The sequence below is a fragment of the Desulfosporomusa polytropa genome, assembly GCF_055380075.1.
Genome location: NZ_AP042400.1, coordinates 1,224,499 through 1,239,075, shown reverse-complemented (window position 1 = coordinate 1,239,075; position 14,577 = coordinate 1,224,499). Strand labels below are relative to the sequence as shown.

Here is a 14,577-nt window from a genome sequence, read left to right as displayed (position 1 = left end):
AGTTATTTACCCTCCACTAGGTTAAGTGGCTGTTCGACTAACTGGCCTTGTTCTTGCTGAAGAATTTTATCCACTTGTGTTTCTGCAATGTTCAGTTGCTCAAAACATAATTTAGCATGGGAAATACCTTCACCAAATTTATCTAACGCTTCTTCCAGCGGTAATTCACCTGTTTCTAATTGTTTTACAATTACCTCTAATTTGCCAAGAGCCTCCTCAAAACATACATTTTTTTGCTTGCTGCTTGTTTTATTAGCCATGTATATCCTCCTTTTCCTTACTAACAACAACAGTAAGGCGCCCTTGATGCAAAATAATTTCTAATGGCTGCTGGGGTTCTACCTGACTAGTATTTTTTACAACTTGCCCATCAAGAGTACGAACAAGACTGTAGCCTCTAGACAGGACAGCCAACGGGTTTAATACTGTCAGTTTTTCCGCATTAATTTTTAAGATATGCTGTTTAGCTACTATTATTTTTCGTACCGACTGTCCCAATCGTTCCATATAAGAATCAAGTAGTTGTCTTTTATCAGCAAACAGTTTTTCTGGCTGATTAAATACTCTGTTAGCTCGCAATTGGCCGACAGCTTGGCGGCGTTGCTTGATATATAACCGCATATTGCTTTCTAGCATGGTTTGAAGTGTAGTAATATGCCGTTTAAGCTCATAAACATCGGGCACGACAATCTCTGCTGCCTGCGAGGGCGTTGCCGCCCGGCAATCAGCGGCGAAATCTACTAAAGTATAATCGGTCTGATGCCCAACGGCCGATACAATTGGGATGTGAGAAGCTGCTATTGCCCGTACTACTTTCTCATCATTAAAGGCCCACAATTCCTCGATAGAACCGCCACCACGACCGACAATAATTACATCTACACTTTTTAAACGGTTAAATCCGTGGATTGCCTGTACAATCTGACCTGGCGCATCTACTCCCTGAACTTGAACTGGATATAAGGTGAGTGGTATACCCGGGTGACGGCGTTTGGCAACGGTAATAATATCACGCAGAGCAGCGCCGGTAGGTGAAGTAACGATACCTATTGCTTTAGGTAACAGCGACAACTTTTTTTTGCGGCAGTCATCAAACAGACCTTCTGCCGCCAACTTCTCTTTTAACTGATTAAATGCAATACTTAGTTCGCCTACACCGTCAGGTATTAATTGCTCAGCATAAAGCTGGTACAGCCCGTCTCTTTCAAACACGGTAATCTGACCGCAAGCTACAACCTTCATCCCATCACGCGGCTCAAATTTTAAAAATTGTGCCCGGCTTTTGAACATGACTCCTTTAATCTGTGAACCAGAATCTTTGAGAGTAAAATAACAGTGACCAGAATAATGACTTTTGAAGTTAGATATTTCCCCTTTTACAAAAATTGAAATTAGGTTGGCATCTCGGTCAAATACATTTTTGATATATTTAGTTAACTCACTAACGGTATAGATGTTATTCATAACAATACTCCATATTTCAAATACACTGTTAATAATAATAACCTAAAAATGCAAAAAAAACCAGACATAAGTCTGGCTAAAGAATTTTTGAAGCCTTCTGCCCGGCTTGAGGTTTTGCTTATAATTAAAAGCGGGCACCAAAAAAGCGTTGCGCTACGTATCCGCCTACACTTCCCACCACGAACCAGAAAAGATACCCCGGGGGAATTAGATGTCCAACAATTGAACCAATTACTGCACCTGCCAAAATATAAGGTACCATGGTGTCACCTCCAGGCATATAACCTTTTTGTATTCTATGCAAAAAAGGCGACACTGGTGAGGCATAAGAAAATTATTGGCTGGTAGCTGCAAAATAAGCAGCACCTGTTGCATTGTCAGGACTATAACTAGGTTTAGGAAAGTATAATTTTGCAAGCCCAATATCTTCAAGCTGCTTGAAAAGGTAGTTTCTGAGAAATTGATTCGCAGTTACGCCACCAACCAGTAATACATTAGTAAGACCAGTGCTGGCAATCGCCTGTTTTATCATAGCAGTCACAGCTTTGGCAATACATAACTCAACGCCAGCGGCAATTGTGGCTGGCGCAATACCTTGTGCCACTAGCTTGCGAATATGGGTCTCCGGGCCGGCAAAACTTACAGATGCGTCACGCACTGTTACAGGCACGTGAAGCGCCGGTTCACATGCCTGCAGCGCCAACGCTTCCAGATGAACTCCTGCCGGAAAGTTTAGACCTAAAAGAACGCCGATGCGATCCACTAATTGTCCGGCATGAATGTCTTTTGTACCGCCCAGAATATCAATAGACAGACGCTTTATATCAGGTGTGGTTGTATCTTTTTTAGTTGCTCGGACAATCTCAGTTGTACCACCAGATAAATGCACAGCTAAAAAACTGGAAGCGGTAGGGCCACCAGCAGACCAAATTCCGGCTAATATGTGATTTTCCTGATGGCTTATACGATAAAGCGGGATATCCTGGCTAAGCGCGAGCACCTTAGCATAGCCTTCGCCTACCAAAAAAGCTGGCATATAGGAATCAGGCAAAGGCCTCGGAAAAGCTGATACCCCTATAGCATTAAAGCATAGGGGCTTATCAAGCTGCTGGCATGCCTGGGTAAATAACTCAGGCAGGTTGCGCATGTGTTGAAATACCATCTCTGATTGCTGCAGACCGCGCTTACCTGCTTTTACTGTTAAAATTCGGCGGCAATCGGCAACTAGTTGAGCATGCTCATCAAGTATAGCCACCGAAGTAGTATAACAGCTGGTATCTATCCCTAATGAAACCTTCATCATAATTCTTTGTTTTTTACGATTGACCCTAAAATTCCGTTAATAAAGCGGCTTGAATCCTCGGTGCCAAAAGTTTTAGCAAGTTCAACTGCTTCATTAATAGCAACACCGGGCTGCATACGTTCCTGGCTGTATCTCATTTCATAAATAGCCATTCTGGCAATATTGCGGTCAACACCAGCCATCCGGTCAATTTTCCATTCCCGTGACAGTTCAGATATATATTCGTCAATTGCTGCAAGGTTTTGCTTAGTACCTTCTACTAATGATTGGGCATACAGTCGAGTACTCTCATTCGTATCTTCCCGCTCACTCAGTACTGAATTAAGTGCCTCTTCACTGGTAGCACCTGAGTTAAAATCTAATTGAAATAATGCTTGGACAGCCATCTCACGGGCCTTTCTACGACTCATAATTTCCCTCTTTCCAAAGCAGCTACCGATTATAACCTGGCGGCAGCAGCTTGTCCAGTATTTCCATAATATCTTCTTTTTGATCAATGCGTTTACCAACAATATAACCAGCAGTAACGCAGAGTGCAATAAATAGTGTGCTGAAAAAACCAAAAGTAAGGACGAGAATACCAAAGACAAAGCCGAATACTCCCCCTAGAAGTTTACCACTATGTTGTTGCCAGATTTCCTCCAAGAGTTTGGAATTCAATGCTGTCACCCCTATTCAACACGTTGCTTAGTTTTAAAGTCATTGCTAATGTTTTCTACCGTAACTTGCACATCGGCTAATTCAATACCAACCGTATTCTTTATGTATTCATGAACACGACTTTGAATATCACCGGCAACTGTTGGAACATGACTTTCCGGACTGACTACTGCGGTCAACCTCACAGTTATTCCCGCCCCAACTAGTGAAACTTTGACCTTAATGCCACGAACACCACGAATATGTCTTGCCACCTTCTCTACCAAATTTTCCACAGCAGTAAGAGAAATATGCACATCTCCCATATCATTATGGTGAACAATGGTATCCTTCACTTTGCGAGAACGAAGTCCGGCCAAAAGCAGTCTGATACTTACCAGAAAAAAAACGGCTCCAACCAGCGAAGCTTCCCATTGACCATACACGTAAGCAAGACTTGTCCCAGCCAATTCCAAAGGAATAAGGCGTAAAGACAGGAGAATAACGGCGATTGACAAGAACGCCAATAAAAATGTGTAAATAGACAAAATGATGCGGTCAATGATCCTCATAGCGTCTCCTTTCTTTGGCCTTTCCCAATTATTATCTTACCCTAATATCTTCTTCTTTACCTTCGATGGCAAAACCTACGCCTTGAACATGAATATTAACCTCAACAACATCAAGACCAGTCATAGACTCAATGCCACGTTTAACATTTTCCTGGACTCGTAAGGCTACATCTGGTATACGGACACCATATTCAACAATGATATATAGATCGACAGCTGCTTCCCTTTCACCGACCTCAACCTTAACCCCTTTTGAAAGGTTTTTCTTGCCCAGCATCTCAGCAATACCGCCAACTAAGCCAGCGCTCATGCCAGCAACACCGGCCACCTCAGTTGCTGCAAGTCCAGCAATTATACCCACTACTTCATCAGCTATCCGAATCGAACCAACATCATTATGCTCAGTCTTTTCTATGTGTTCTCTCTTTTCCACTCCAACCCCCCTAACGCTCAGCTACCTTATAACTATATTATTATACCAAGCTTTTTCCACTTTTACAATTTTGGTCAGAAAAATATACTATAGCCGTATGCATTTTATGGTTTTGCACTAACCGTTATATCACCTGGCTTAATCCCGGAAATCCGACTGATTACTTCAGCCACCTGAATAACCTCTTCTCGGGTAAGGGCTGTTGTCTTTACGACTGCACTTACTGAATTGTCACGAACAAAGACCAGCGCATCGGCAAATCCTTTTGCTTTAATTAAGTTTTCCATTTCCACTTCTCGCTGTTTTTCTAAAGTCATTTTGAGAATTGTTTCTTGCGCTTGTTGTTTAGTATCTTGGGTGGGAGCGTTCTGGATGATTTCCCGCAAAAGGTCGGACCGTTCACTGCGTATTTTATCTCGTTCTAGACGATATTCAGTAAAAAAATCAGGCGCCATAACCGGAACAACTTGTTCAGTAAATATCGGTTTTGTAACCTGCATCGCATTAGAACGATTTGCCCTAACTTGGATCATATCCTGGTAATAGTTCCATACACCGCTAATTATCAGTAAAAGTAACCCTACTGCGACTAGCAATGAGGCAAGTTTCCCTAGTTTATTTATAGAAAAAACGGATATTATTTTCATCACTTGTTACCTCACTTTCTTTGGGGTAAAACAGTTATTTTATAGGAGGGAATTCCGAGTCCTGCTTCAATGGCTCTAGTTAGACTGGCTTTAACAGTTGAGTCATGGGCACCCTCAGCCACTACCAGTACTCCTTTAATAATTGGCTTATACTCTTGCACCATTACTGGTCTATCAGCCCCATTTTCTTTGCTTAACAACACCTGCTGTGATTCTTTGGTTTCGGTTGTAGTACGAATACCGCCGGTATTATCTTTTTCTTGTATTGTTTTTGTTTCTTTGATGGTGTTTCTAGCATGCTCCTGCTTACTGCTTCTTTCTAGTGTTATGCTTACAGATACCGCCCCTGCACCTTTAATTTGTGCTAACAAGTTGCCGACCTTGCTCTCTAGAGCGTCTTCATAAGTACGGTTCACTGCCGGAGTGCTTTTGACTGTTTCGGCAGGAATAATTGATTTAGTGGCAGTAAAAGGTTCATAGAAGCTACCAACTACCAACAGAATAATTCCAAGTAGTCCCAGCCATACTAGCCTAGCGTTAACCACCCCAGCTTTTAACAATTGACTGGGCATAATTTTTTTTACTCCAACTAGCCATTCTTTCAGGGATGTTCCTTGCATAATCAGCAACCTCCTTAATTCATCCGCCTAACTTCAACCTGGCTGGATTTAATCTGATACAATTCTGTTACCACCCGCGTAACTTTATCTACCACCACTGTAGACAGCAGCTTTGATTCTTGGGCCGTTTCAGGGATAGTAATACCAACTGTTACTTTAGCAATTTTTCGTTCGTTAGCAGTAATTCCTGGTTCAATATATATCACTACATTTTTAATTTTACCCATTTCTTTATTTGGTTGAGGTGTATCAGTTTCAATATTCACTGTCACTTTAGCATCAGCAACGCCACTAATGGCCATAACCGTTGCCCTAATTTGTTTGGATAAATCTCTTACATATAAATCACGGGCTAGCTGATCCCGTTTGCCTGCAACCTCGTTAGCAGCATTTAACACATTGGCATTAGCTAAGCTGCTGTCTACGCGTGCTGCCAGTACAGGTACTTGATCGACGGTTAGTTGGCGCTCCATAACACCAATGATCGGATTTAAAATGGCCAGCATTATGAATAAACCCATAATAACCCTAACAAATCGTTGCATACTATTGTTAGGCAGCAAAAGTTCAAGAAAAGAGGCGAATAAGACCACAAAGATAATGCCTTTTATCCAAACGGTAATGTAAGCTATCATATGTTCCTTTACCAACCCCTATCGAAGCATCATGGCAACACTACCAGCAGCGATAATCATGGTAACTACCAAAAAAAACATTAAGGCCACCGTGAGTACTGCACCAAACACTAATAGCAGATTGTTTCCCATGGCATCAAGGCACTTTGCCATTTTTTCATCGCCCATAGGCTGAATTAACGCCCCTGCGATCTTCATAACTATTACCAGCGAAATAAGCTTTATAAGTGGTAGCGCACAAAGTAAAGCAATAGCTACCACCCCAAAGACACCTACGGCATTTTTTAACAATAGCGATGCTCCCATAACCAGTTCAACGGTATCAGCAAACATTTTACCAACAACCGGTATAAATGTGGCTGTAGCATACTTGGCTGTTCGCAAAGTCAGTCCATCAGCGATACTGCCGGCAACACCCTGAATACTAATAATTCCAATAAATACTACCAACACGAATCCGAGAATCATCATGCCAGCCTGTTTGAGTACACCAGTCAAATTGCTAAGCCCATATTTTCCTGAAAGATAATTAACACATTCTAAAACAGCGGTTAAGAATAATAATGGCAAAATAACGTCTTTCACTATGACACTTGTTACACTAATAACCAGCAGCATCAGTGGAGTTAAGAGCGCCGCCGACGTTAATGCCCCAACCCCAGCTAACAAAGATAATAATAGCGGCAGCAATGCTTCCATAAATCCGACCATATTGCCTACCGTTTCTCTAGCTAGTGTTAGACCATTATAAAAAGCATTCAAAGAAATTACACATAAAAAGATAAAACATACACTATATGCTAATAATGAGATTGATGACTGCTCAAATGAATTCTGCAGATTTTGCAAAAGTGCGCATAATACCGCTAAAAATAATAACTTACCCATAAGATGAGCATTTGTTGCCAATTCTTTAAACAAACAGGAAAGAAACTTAGTGCTAATGGTTTGCCAATTAAAATCCAGACCTTTGGTGGCAATGTCTTTAATTGTTGAGCCAGTTAAGAACGGGATATCTTCATTCAGTTCTTTATTAATTACCTGAATAAAATGGTTAATACTGCTAACCGATGATCCATCTAGTAGCTCCATGGGCAATTCTGGACTGATATCAGGTGCCGCCGCCCAGACAGTACTACTACATAAGATAAACAGTAGTGCTATTATTACTTTTCTCATATGCCTTCCACCTTAAGGAATGAGTCTTACGATAGTATCCAACACTAATGCAATGATTGGTACTGCTAGGACCATTACAAGAATTTTACCAGCAAATTCTATTTTTCCAGCCACTGCACCTTCACCAGCATCTCGACAAACTTGAGCGCCAAATTCAGTTACATAGGCAATACCGATAATTTTGAGAATCGTATTTAAGTACATCTGACTGATATTGGCTTTTTCCGCTAAATCACGAAATAAATCAAGCACAACAGTAAGTTTACTTAGTACCATCAAAAAAATAATCGCTGACAATGTGAGCCCGAGCTGTATAGCCAGTTCGGGACGCTGTTGTTTAATAATTAAAATCAACAAGGTAACAACAAAGCCTAACCCGATAATTTGGAGGATTTCCATGGTGTTTACACCCCTTAGAACAACTTAAATACATCCTGTACGGTGTTAAACAGTCGACCCAATAATTGCACAACCCATAATAATACCAATGCAAAACCAGCAAGTGTGCATAAGTGAGCCATATCTTCCTTTCCGGCTTGTTTTAACGCTGTGTGGAACACAGAAATTAAGATACCTACCCCGGCAATTTTAAACAAAATGTCTAGCCCCATTTCCAAGTCCCCTCCTTTGCTCTATATACAACGTGTTAAAAACTTTTTGCAGGTGGGTGGTGTGTTGGCAATACACCACCCACCTGCGCCTGCAAACTTCTAGATATTTAGCTACACTAAAATTATGACTATTGCTAAGCTGCTACAGATACCCAAGTATCTATACATTTTGACGTTCTGTTCACAAAGCTTTTCTGCTTCAAATTGAATTCTGGATAATTGCTCATGAATTAACTCCAGCGACTTATGCTGTTCCTCACGGTCCATACTACCAAGGTTAGCGCTAAACACAGCAAGAATTTCTCGTTCAGGTTGATTTAAAACAAGTTGCTTTGATTCATCAAGGGCCTGTTCCATGGCTGCTTGCGGCGTTAACCAACCATTAGTCAACAACAATGATGACATCGTGTGAAAAAACTCCGCTACTGGTCCAGCAACCCCGCAAGTGCATTGCGCCAATGCTTCTGGCAACGGTACTGCTACATAATTAATCTGTGATTTTAGGGCCGATAAACAACTAATTACTTGGCGGATTTGGTGTGGACGCTCGGCAAAGCGTGCAGCTACATTAAAGCCAATACATGTTCCTGCGACAACAATCAATAAACTTCCCAAAATTTTCAACCACATATTCTCACCTCATTTGTACCAGCATATACTACCTTCTCCTGGCAGGAATCATATATTTCTTCAATTGTTCCCGGTCCTAAGCGGTTACTCAAAATAACATAACGCTCAAACATTTTTTGTTGTACTAATTCCCCAACATGGGGACGTTCACGTAGTTCGCTTATTGTCCGGCTATGAACAGTGGCAATTACACTTACGCCAGCATGAATAGCCTCCCGTACGGCAGCAACATCTTCTAGCCGTCCCAATTCGTCGGTTGCGACTACTTCTGGTGCCATTGAGCGGATAAGCATCAATAATCCGCTAGCCTTAGGACAGGCATCTAGCACGTCAACCCGGGGTCCTAGATCAATACTGGGAATACCATTTTCGCAGGCAGCAATTTCTGAGCGTTCATCAACTAGCCCAATTTGTACACCCGCAATACCTAACGTTGCTTTACCAGTGCTCAACTGCCGAATTAGATCCCGCAAAATTGTTGTTTTGCCACAACGTGGTGGCGAAATAAGTAGGGTATTATATATTCTGTGGCTAACATCATCTATGATGAAGGGCAAAATAGGATCAGCGCAACCGGGTATAGCTCTAGCTAAACGAATATTGAGTGAACTAATATGGGTAAGTGTTTTAACCGCTCCATTAAAAGCCGTTGCCTGTCCTGCCAATCCAACTCGATGTCCGCCGGTAATAGTTAGGTAGCCTTGCCGTAATTCTGGCTCAAAGGCATATACCGAGTTTTTACATATTAGTTGAAAGGTTCTAAGCAAATCTTGAATGGTACAATGATACGCCTGAGCTTGGCTGCTTGCCTGTCCAGAGACATCTATCATAATGTCATGATTCCCTAATACCAATAGTAGCGGCTGATTTACTCTAATGCGAATTTCGGTAACTTTCGCTTGCAATCTAGGCGGGATTGCCTTTAATAATTGGGATAGGTGGAGCGGCAGAATCGGATAAATATGTTGGGTTAAAATATTTTCTGTATTTGTCATGCACTTATCATCCTTATTTAATTTGTCTGCGAAATTGTCTTTGATCTGCATAATACCTTTTCTTTACATAGATATGTGTTCTCAAAATAATTTATGACAAAAAGAAAGACCTGGCATTAACGCCAAGTCTGTAAAACAAATTAAATTAAGCACTCTATTATCCTATCATATACCAGGATGCATAATATGGTTAGATTGCTGGACAGCTGGAAGGTTATCGGCAACAATATCCATGGTGTTATCATAGACAATACTGCCACAGTAAGGGCAAGTTACCTCAATATCTTCATTGTCATTCAAAATATCAGCTTCAAAGGTAACTCGTTCATGACAATCCGGACAAGCTACTTCAACCATATCATCCTCAAAGTCCTCGTCATAGCCGTCGTTGTCATCATCCTCATCATCGCTATCAAAGTCTTCATAAATTTGCTCTTCCAGATCTGTTAAATCTTCGTCAATTGATTCCACATAATCCTCAAGCTCTACCTGTGCCACATTGACGTTCTGAACCTCATCAGCAAAAGAATCAAGTACATCAATAATATTGATTAAAATTTTCCCCTCAGATGAATGGTCGCTGACATTAAGTCCTTGTGTTAATCCATGTAAATAGGCCACTTTTTCTTTGAGATTCCTCACAAAAAAACCCCCTTTAGCTATGTTCTGTTTTAAGCATTAGACACTATTTGTAGTATATCCAATGCTTAATAAAACATAACTCTTGGAGGTTTCTTGCATTTGGGTTTTATCCGATGACTAAGTTTCTCTAAGACTCCCTCTTTGACAAGCGGGAGTTAAGAGCAACTAAGTCCCTGGATAGGTTCGACTAAACTTCAGATGGGGTTAAAAAATCCCACCTGAAGCTAAGGCTCACTTTATTAGGCCCGCTCGATATAATCACCAGTGCGAGTGTCAATTCGAAGTACTTCGCCAATATTGATAAAGAGTGGTACACGCACAACATGCCCAGTCTCTAATTTTGCTGTTTTAGTACCGCCAGTAGCAGTATCACCCCTGACACCAGGATCGGTTTCTGCAACTGTCAATTCAACCGACATCGGCAGATCAATACCGATAACAGTTCCTTGGAAAAACATTACCGCAATATTCATATTTTCTTTTAAGAATTTGGTTGCATCACCCATTTGCTCAGCTGACAGCTCAATCTGTTCATAATTTTCATTATCCATCAAATTGTACATGCCATCACTCTCATAGAGATACTGCATTTCGCGGCGTTCAACATGCGCTTTAGGCAATTTTTCACCAGCGTTGAAAGTACGTTCAACGACAGCTCCTGTACGACCATTTTTCAGCTTGGCCCTAACAAAAGCAGCGCCTTTACCTGGTTTTACGTGCTGGAAGTCAACTACTTGCCACACATCGCCATCAATCTCAACTGTTACCCCTGTACGGAAATCATTACTTGAAATCATTAATAAATCCTCCCCATTGTTCGGTCAATTAAGTTAATTCTATTAAGTTCTTATTGCTGGTAGTAAGAACTGTGCAGCCAGCAGCAGAAACCACAACCAAATCTTCGATACGCACGCCACCCCATTCGGGAAGATAAATTCCCGGTTCAACAGATACTACCATCCCTGATGCCAGTTCACTATCGTTTGTCGTTGATAATCGGGGCTCTTCATGGATAGCAAGGCCAACCCCATGCCCGAGAGCATGACCAAAGTATTCACCATAGCCAGCATCTGCGATTATTTTTCGCGCAACCTGATCGATTTCTTTACCTGTCTTACCAGCCGCTACAGCCTTAATCCCTGCCAACTGAGCAGCTTGCACAATATTATATATTTCATGCTGTTTACTGGTAGCTTTTCCTGCCACAACTGTTCGCGTCATGTCAGAATGATAGCCCTGATAAACAGCGCCGAAATCCATTGTTATAAAATCCCCAACTTCAATGATTTTAGCAGAAGCTTGACCATGCGGTAAAGCCCCGCGATAACCGGAGGCTACGATAGTATCAAAAGCTGGTTTTTCTGAGCCAAGCTTACGCATTTGGTACTCAAGTTCCAGCGCAATCTCCAGCTCAGTTATTCCTGGTCTAATTATCGTTACTACATGGTTAAATGCTACATCGGCAATCTCGACAGCCTGGTGTAATAATGAAAGCTCAGCCTGATCTTTGATCACTCGCAGCGCATCCAGATTGACTGGTCGCAATTCTACCATACTTAAACATGTAGCCAACTTATGATATGTGTCCCAAGTTATGAAGTCACTTTCAAAACCGATGCGGACAGCTTCCAGTTTTTTAACTGTATCTGCCAGTATATCAAACATAGACGTTCCGTGACGAACAATTTGATACTCGGGTGATTGCTTGGTAGCTTGCTCAATATATCTAAAATCGGTAAATAGTGTTTGAATTTGTTCACCAATTAAAAGCAACCCTGATGAACCAGTAAAACCACTAAAATATCTCCGATTCTCCGGTTTAGTAACGACAACAGCATCAAGGCTATGTGTGGCCATAAGCTTGCGCAAACTAGCTAACCGCTGCTGTATCATAGATTTGTACTCCTTATCAAATAAGAGGCTGCCTCTAATGCCAATATATAACTATTTGCCCCAAAGCCTGCTATTTGACCAATGGCTATCGGTGCAATTACGGAATGGTGACGAAATTCTTCTCGCCGATAAATATTGGATAAATGTACCTCAATTGCCGGCACTCTGACGGCTGACAGCGCATCGCGTACCGCAATACTGTAATGGGTAAAAGCAGCTGGATTAATGATAATACACGCATAGTTATCCTGTGCTTGCTGGATGGCATCAACCAGCTTACCTTCATAGTTTGTCTGGATAATGACTACTTCTAAGCCCAAAGCTGCTGCTCGTGCATTTAACATATCATTAATGTTCTCAAGCGTAGTCGCACCATATATTTCCGGCTCACGCTTGCCAAGTAAATTTAGGTTAGGTCCATGAAGAACCAAAACTCGCTCTTTGACAGCTTTCATTCCATCATCTCCAGGTCTGCTACTTAATAAATAGAGCACATGTTGGTAGTAGCAATTTATATCCTTTGTGTACTAACTTTAACATTTTAGCATATATTTTGTATTTTGACTACAGAAAAACTATTTCCTCATAAAGACGTTGGTACAACTAGTTTTTAAGAATCTCGGTTGCTATTTCACGAAAAATGGGGGCGGCAACATTACTACCTGACATGCCTTCCTCCACAAAAATTACAATGACATACTTCGGGCGTTCAAGCGGCGTAAACCCGGCAAACCAAGCATGATTTATACCCTTCCCGGTAGTAGTTGTACGTCCTGTTTCAGCCGAACCAGTCTTACCAGCTGAACCAAAGACTTCCACATATGCAGCTTGACCTGTGCCATATTGTGTAACAGCCATCATCATGTTTCGTAATTTTTTAGCTGTTTGACTAGATATTACCCGAATACCGGGCCGTGCTTGAAACGTCTTTACAATAGTGCCATCTTGCGTTGTAAGGAGACTAACAATATAGGGATCGACCTTGATGCCATCGTTTACGATTGTGGCTACTGTTTGAGCTACCTGCACCGGCGTAGCTTCACAAAAACCCTGCCCGATAGCTAAATTAGCCAGATCACCGGGATACAATTGACTACTATCTGGTAAGTTACCATCACTCTCACCTAAAAATCCAAGATTTGTTCTGGAACCATATCCAAACTTCGCAGCCATATTGATGAGTTTTTCGGCTCCTAATTTCAAAGCCACCTCGATAAACACCGGATTACTGGAGTGAGCCATGGCTTCTGTGATAGTAAGGCGCCCTTTTGGACCTTGGTCATAATCCCAACCTTGAAAACGAACATTGTTGACATCAATATAGCCGGAGTCAAAAAATACATCATTCATGCCTACTGTCTTATTTTCAAGCGCTGCAGCAGCTACTACTAACTTAAATACTGAACCAGGCTGATAGGCTGAAATTGCGCGGTTTAACAAAGGGGCACTGCTTTGCTCCAAATAACGACTAAGATTATTGGCATCAAATCCCGGACGGGAAGCCATGGCAAGTATTTCTCCTGTACTCGGACGCATAACTACCACGGCGCCTTTCACAATCGTGCGATCCATTGTCTTTTCGACCTTTTGTTGAATCTGTTTGTCAATAGTTAATACAATATTATTTTCGCTATTACTAGCTGTTAGTTTCATACGTTTATAACCTAAGCCGGGTATGATTTGCTGACTTGCATCAACAATGGCAGCTACATATTCAGGCTGATTACCGCGTAGTAGCTCGTCATACATGCCTTCAATCCCGCTTACTCCCTTGTTATCAGCTGAATTAATATAGCCAAGTATGTGCGAAGCAAGCATGCCCTGCCCATACCGCGTTTTTTCTGGGATTGCTACAATGCCTGGTATTTGTAAATCATTAATTTTTTTGGCAGCATCACTGCCGATGTCTTTAGCTAGTCGAAAGGGGTATTCACTGTTATGTCCTCCCTGAGCAAGATATTCAAATTGTTCACTGGGTACGCTTACAACAGTATTAATTTTTCGTAATATTTGCATAGGGGTATGTTCAACTTGCCCTGGGAAAACAATAAGACTATATTGTTGAGCAGTATTGGTTAATAGCTGACGGTTACAGTCTAATATCTCACCCCTGGCAACCTCTACCGGCAATCCCTGAACACGAATATTGAGTCCTTCCAATGCCAATTGCTGTCCCTGGATGGCTTGAAGATAAAATAATCGCATTACCATTAGACTAGACATGACCAAAAAAAATAAAACCAGTCGAACCATACGTGTACTGGAATAAGCCATACGCCACCTTCTATTGTTGTTAGATAGGTATAGTATGGCT

20 protein-coding genes are annotated in these 14,577 nt (G+C 41.5%); all 20 read right to left on the bottom strand.

Features of this window, described 5'->3' with window-relative positions; translation table 11 throughout:
• Nucleotides 1-2: 2 nt before the first annotated feature.
• The 20 genes from xseB to ACZ449_RS07650 all read right to left on the bottom strand — a co-directional run bounded on the left by xseB (nt 3) and on the right by ACZ449_RS07650 (nt 14,537).
• Nucleotides 3-260 carry an exodeoxyribonuclease VII small subunit gene (gene xseB / locus ACZ449_RS07745; protein WP_464260448.1) on the bottom strand — a complete coding sequence of 86 codons (258 nt, stop codon included), beginning with the start codon at nt 258-260 and terminating at the stop codon, nt 3-5.
• Nucleotides 253-1,464: an exodeoxyribonuclease VII large subunit gene (gene xseA / locus ACZ449_RS07740; protein WP_464260447.1), complete on the bottom strand. Its 1,212-nt coding sequence runs from the start codon at nt 1,462-1,464 to the stop codon at nt 253-255. Before xseA ends, xseB begins: the two co-directional genes overlap by 8 nt.
• Nucleotides 1,465-1,798: 334 nt before the next feature.
• The gene (locus ACZ449_RS07735) at nt 1,799-2,767 is read right to left on the bottom strand and encodes a Kae1-like domain-containing protein (protein ID WP_464260446.1); all 969 of its coding nucleotides are present in this window, start codon (nt 2,765-2,767) and stop codon (nt 1,799-1,801) included.
• A complete protein-coding gene (nusB, locus tag ACZ449_RS07730) occupies nt 2,764-3,177 on the bottom strand; it encodes a transcription antitermination factor NusB (RefSeq protein ID WP_464260445.1) in 414 nt (137 codons plus the stop codon). Before nusB ends, ACZ449_RS07735 begins: the two co-directional genes overlap by 4 nt.
• Nucleotides 3,178-3,199: 22 nt before the next feature.
• Nucleotides 3,200-3,436, bottom strand: coding sequence for a DUF2273 domain-containing protein (locus ACZ449_RS07725; protein ID WP_464260444.1), 237 nt, complete (start codon nt 3,434-3,436; stop codon nt 3,200-3,202).
• Between the two features lie 2 nt (nt 3,437-3,438).
• Complete coding sequence (gene amaP, locus ACZ449_RS07720; protein WP_464260443.1) at nt 3,439-3,978, bottom strand: alkaline shock response membrane anchor protein AmaP; 540 nt, start codon at nt 3,976-3,978, stop codon at nt 3,439-3,441.
• A gap of 31 nt (nt 3,979-4,009) precedes the next feature.
• Nucleotides 4,010-4,411, bottom strand: a complete 402-nt coding sequence (locus ACZ449_RS07715) for an Asp23/Gls24 family envelope stress response protein (protein WP_464260442.1) — start codon at nt 4,409-4,411, stop codon at nt 4,010-4,012.
• Nucleotides 4,412-4,515: 104 nt separating this feature from the next.
• The gene (locus tag ACZ449_RS07710) at nt 4,516-5,058 is read right to left on the bottom strand and encodes a SpoIIIAH-like family protein (protein ID WP_464260441.1); all 543 of its coding nucleotides are present in this window, start codon (nt 5,056-5,058) and stop codon (nt 4,516-4,518) included.
• A gap of 11 nt (nt 5,059-5,069) precedes the next feature.
• Nucleotides 5,070-5,678, bottom strand: a complete 609-nt coding sequence (locus ACZ449_RS07705) for a hypothetical protein (protein WP_464260440.1) — start codon at nt 5,676-5,678, stop codon at nt 5,070-5,072.
• 14 nt (nt 5,679-5,692) lie between these two features.
• Nucleotides 5,693-6,313, bottom strand: coding sequence for a stage III sporulation protein AF (gene spoIIIAF / locus ACZ449_RS07700; RefSeq protein ID WP_464260439.1), 621 nt, complete (start codon nt 6,311-6,313; stop codon nt 5,693-5,695).
• An 18-nt stretch (nt 6,314-6,331) separates the two neighbouring features.
• The gene (gene spoIIIAE, locus ACZ449_RS07695) at nt 6,332-7,492 is read right to left on the bottom strand and encodes a stage III sporulation protein AE (protein WP_464260438.1); all 1,161 of its coding nucleotides are present in this window, start codon (nt 7,490-7,492) and stop codon (nt 6,332-6,334) included.
• Nucleotides 7,493-7,504: 12 nt separating this feature from the next.
• Nucleotides 7,505-7,891, bottom strand: a complete 387-nt coding sequence (gene spoIIIAD / locus ACZ449_RS07690) for a stage III sporulation protein AD (RefSeq protein WP_464260437.1) — start codon at nt 7,889-7,891, stop codon at nt 7,505-7,507.
• A gap of 14 nt (nt 7,892-7,905) precedes the next feature.
• Nucleotides 7,906-8,103 carry a stage III sporulation protein AC gene (gene spoIIIAC, locus ACZ449_RS07685; RefSeq protein WP_464260436.1) on the bottom strand — a complete coding sequence of 66 codons (198 nt, stop codon included), beginning with the start codon at nt 8,101-8,103 and terminating at the stop codon, nt 7,906-7,908.
• Nucleotides 8,104-8,214: 111 nt separating this feature from the next.
• Entirely contained in the window at nt 8,215-8,733 is a 519-nt protein-coding gene (spoIIIAB, locus tag ACZ449_RS07680) for a stage III sporulation protein SpoIIIAB (protein ID WP_464260435.1), read from the bottom strand.
• Nucleotides 8,724-9,728, bottom strand: coding sequence for a stage III sporulation protein AA (spoIIIAA, locus tag ACZ449_RS07675; RefSeq protein ID WP_464260434.1), 1,005 nt, complete (start codon nt 9,726-9,728; stop codon nt 8,724-8,726). The genes spoIIIAB and spoIIIAA overlap by 10 nt, the downstream gene beginning before the upstream one ends.
• A 165-nt stretch (nt 9,729-9,893) precedes the next feature.
• On the bottom strand, nt 9,894-10,370 hold the full coding sequence (locus tag ACZ449_RS07670; RefSeq protein WP_464260433.1) for a CD1247 N-terminal domain-containing protein: 477 nt from the start codon (nt 10,368-10,370) through the stop codon (nt 9,894-9,896).
• 239 nt (nt 10,371-10,609) lie between these two features.
• On the bottom strand, nt 10,610-11,167 hold the full coding sequence (efp, locus tag ACZ449_RS07665; RefSeq protein WP_464260432.1) for an elongation factor P: 558 nt from the start codon (nt 11,165-11,167) through the stop codon (nt 10,610-10,612).
• Between the two features lie 28 nt (nt 11,168-11,195).
• The gene (locus tag ACZ449_RS07660; RefSeq protein WP_464260431.1) at nt 11,196-12,263 is read right to left on the bottom strand and encodes a M24 family metallopeptidase; all 1,068 of its coding nucleotides are present in this window, start codon (nt 12,261-12,263) and stop codon (nt 11,196-11,198) included.
• A complete protein-coding gene (gene aroQ / locus ACZ449_RS07655) occupies nt 12,260-12,718 on the bottom strand; it encodes a type II 3-dehydroquinate dehydratase (RefSeq protein WP_464260430.1) in 459 nt (152 codons plus the stop codon). The genes ACZ449_RS07660 and aroQ overlap by 4 nt, the downstream gene beginning before the upstream one ends.
• A 148-nt stretch (nt 12,719-12,866) precedes the next feature.
• A complete protein-coding gene (locus ACZ449_RS07650) occupies nt 12,867-14,537 on the bottom strand; it encodes a peptidoglycan D,D-transpeptidase FtsI family protein (protein ID WP_464260429.1) in 1,671 nt (556 codons plus the stop codon).
• Nucleotides 14,538-14,577: the final 40 nt, after the last annotated feature.

Coding starts and splice junctions, on each gene's coding strand:
- xseB (WP_464260448.1), bottom strand. CDS start 260: ATGGCTAATAAAACAAGCAGCAAGCAAAAAAATGTATGTTTTGAGGAG.
- xseA (WP_464260447.1), bottom strand. CDS start 1,464: ATGAATAACATCTATACCGTTAGTGAGTTAACTAAATATATCAAAAAT.
- ACZ449_RS07735 (WP_464260446.1), bottom strand. CDS start 2,767: ATGATGAAGGTTTCATTAGGGATAGATACCAGCTGTTATACTACTTCG.
- nusB (WP_464260445.1), bottom strand. CDS start 3,177: ATGAGTCGTAGAAAGGCCCGTGAGATGGCTGTCCAAGCATTATTTCAA.
- amaP (WP_464260443.1), bottom strand. CDS start 3,978: ATGAGGATCATTGACCGCATCATTTTGTCTATTTACACATTTTTATTG.
- ACZ449_RS07710 (WP_464260441.1), bottom strand. CDS start 5,058: ATGAAAATAATATCCGTTTTTTCTATAAATAAACTAGGGAAACTTGCC.
- ACZ449_RS07705 (WP_464260440.1), bottom strand. CDS start 5,678: ATGCAAGGAACATCCCTGAAAGAATGGCTAGTTGGAGTAAAAAAAATT.
- spoIIIAF (WP_464260439.1), bottom strand. CDS start 6,313: ATGATAGCTTACATTACCGTTTGGATAAAAGGCATTATCTTTGTGGTC.
- spoIIIAE (WP_464260438.1), bottom strand. CDS start 7,492: ATGAGAAAAGTAATAATAGCACTACTGTTTATCTTATGTAGTAGTACT.
- spoIIIAD (WP_464260437.1), bottom strand. CDS start 7,891: ATGGAAATCCTCCAAATTATCGGGTTAGGCTTTGTTGTTACCTTGTTG.
- spoIIIAC (WP_464260436.1), bottom strand. CDS start 8,103: ATGGGGCTAGACATTTTGTTTAAAATTGCCGGGGTAGGTATCTTAATT.
- spoIIIAB (WP_464260435.1), bottom strand. CDS start 8,733: ATGTGGTTGAAAATTTTGGGAAGTTTATTGATTGTTGTCGCAGGAACA.
- spoIIIAA (WP_464260434.1), bottom strand. CDS start 9,728: ATGACAAATACAGAAAATATTTTAACCCAACATATTTATCCGATTCTG.
- efp (WP_464260432.1), bottom strand. CDS start 11,167: ATGATTTCAAGTAATGATTTCCGTACAGGGGTAACAGTTGAGATTGAT.
- ACZ449_RS07660 (WP_464260431.1), bottom strand. CDS start 12,263: ATGATACAGCAGCGGTTAGCTAGTTTGCGCAAGCTTATGGCCACACAT.
- aroQ (WP_464260430.1), bottom strand. CDS start 12,718: ATGAAAGCTGTCAAAGAGCGAGTTTTGGTTCTTCATGGACCTAACCTA.
- ACZ449_RS07650 (WP_464260429.1), bottom strand. CDS start 14,537: ATGGCTTATTCCAGTACACGTATGGTTCGACTGGTTTTATTTTTTTTG.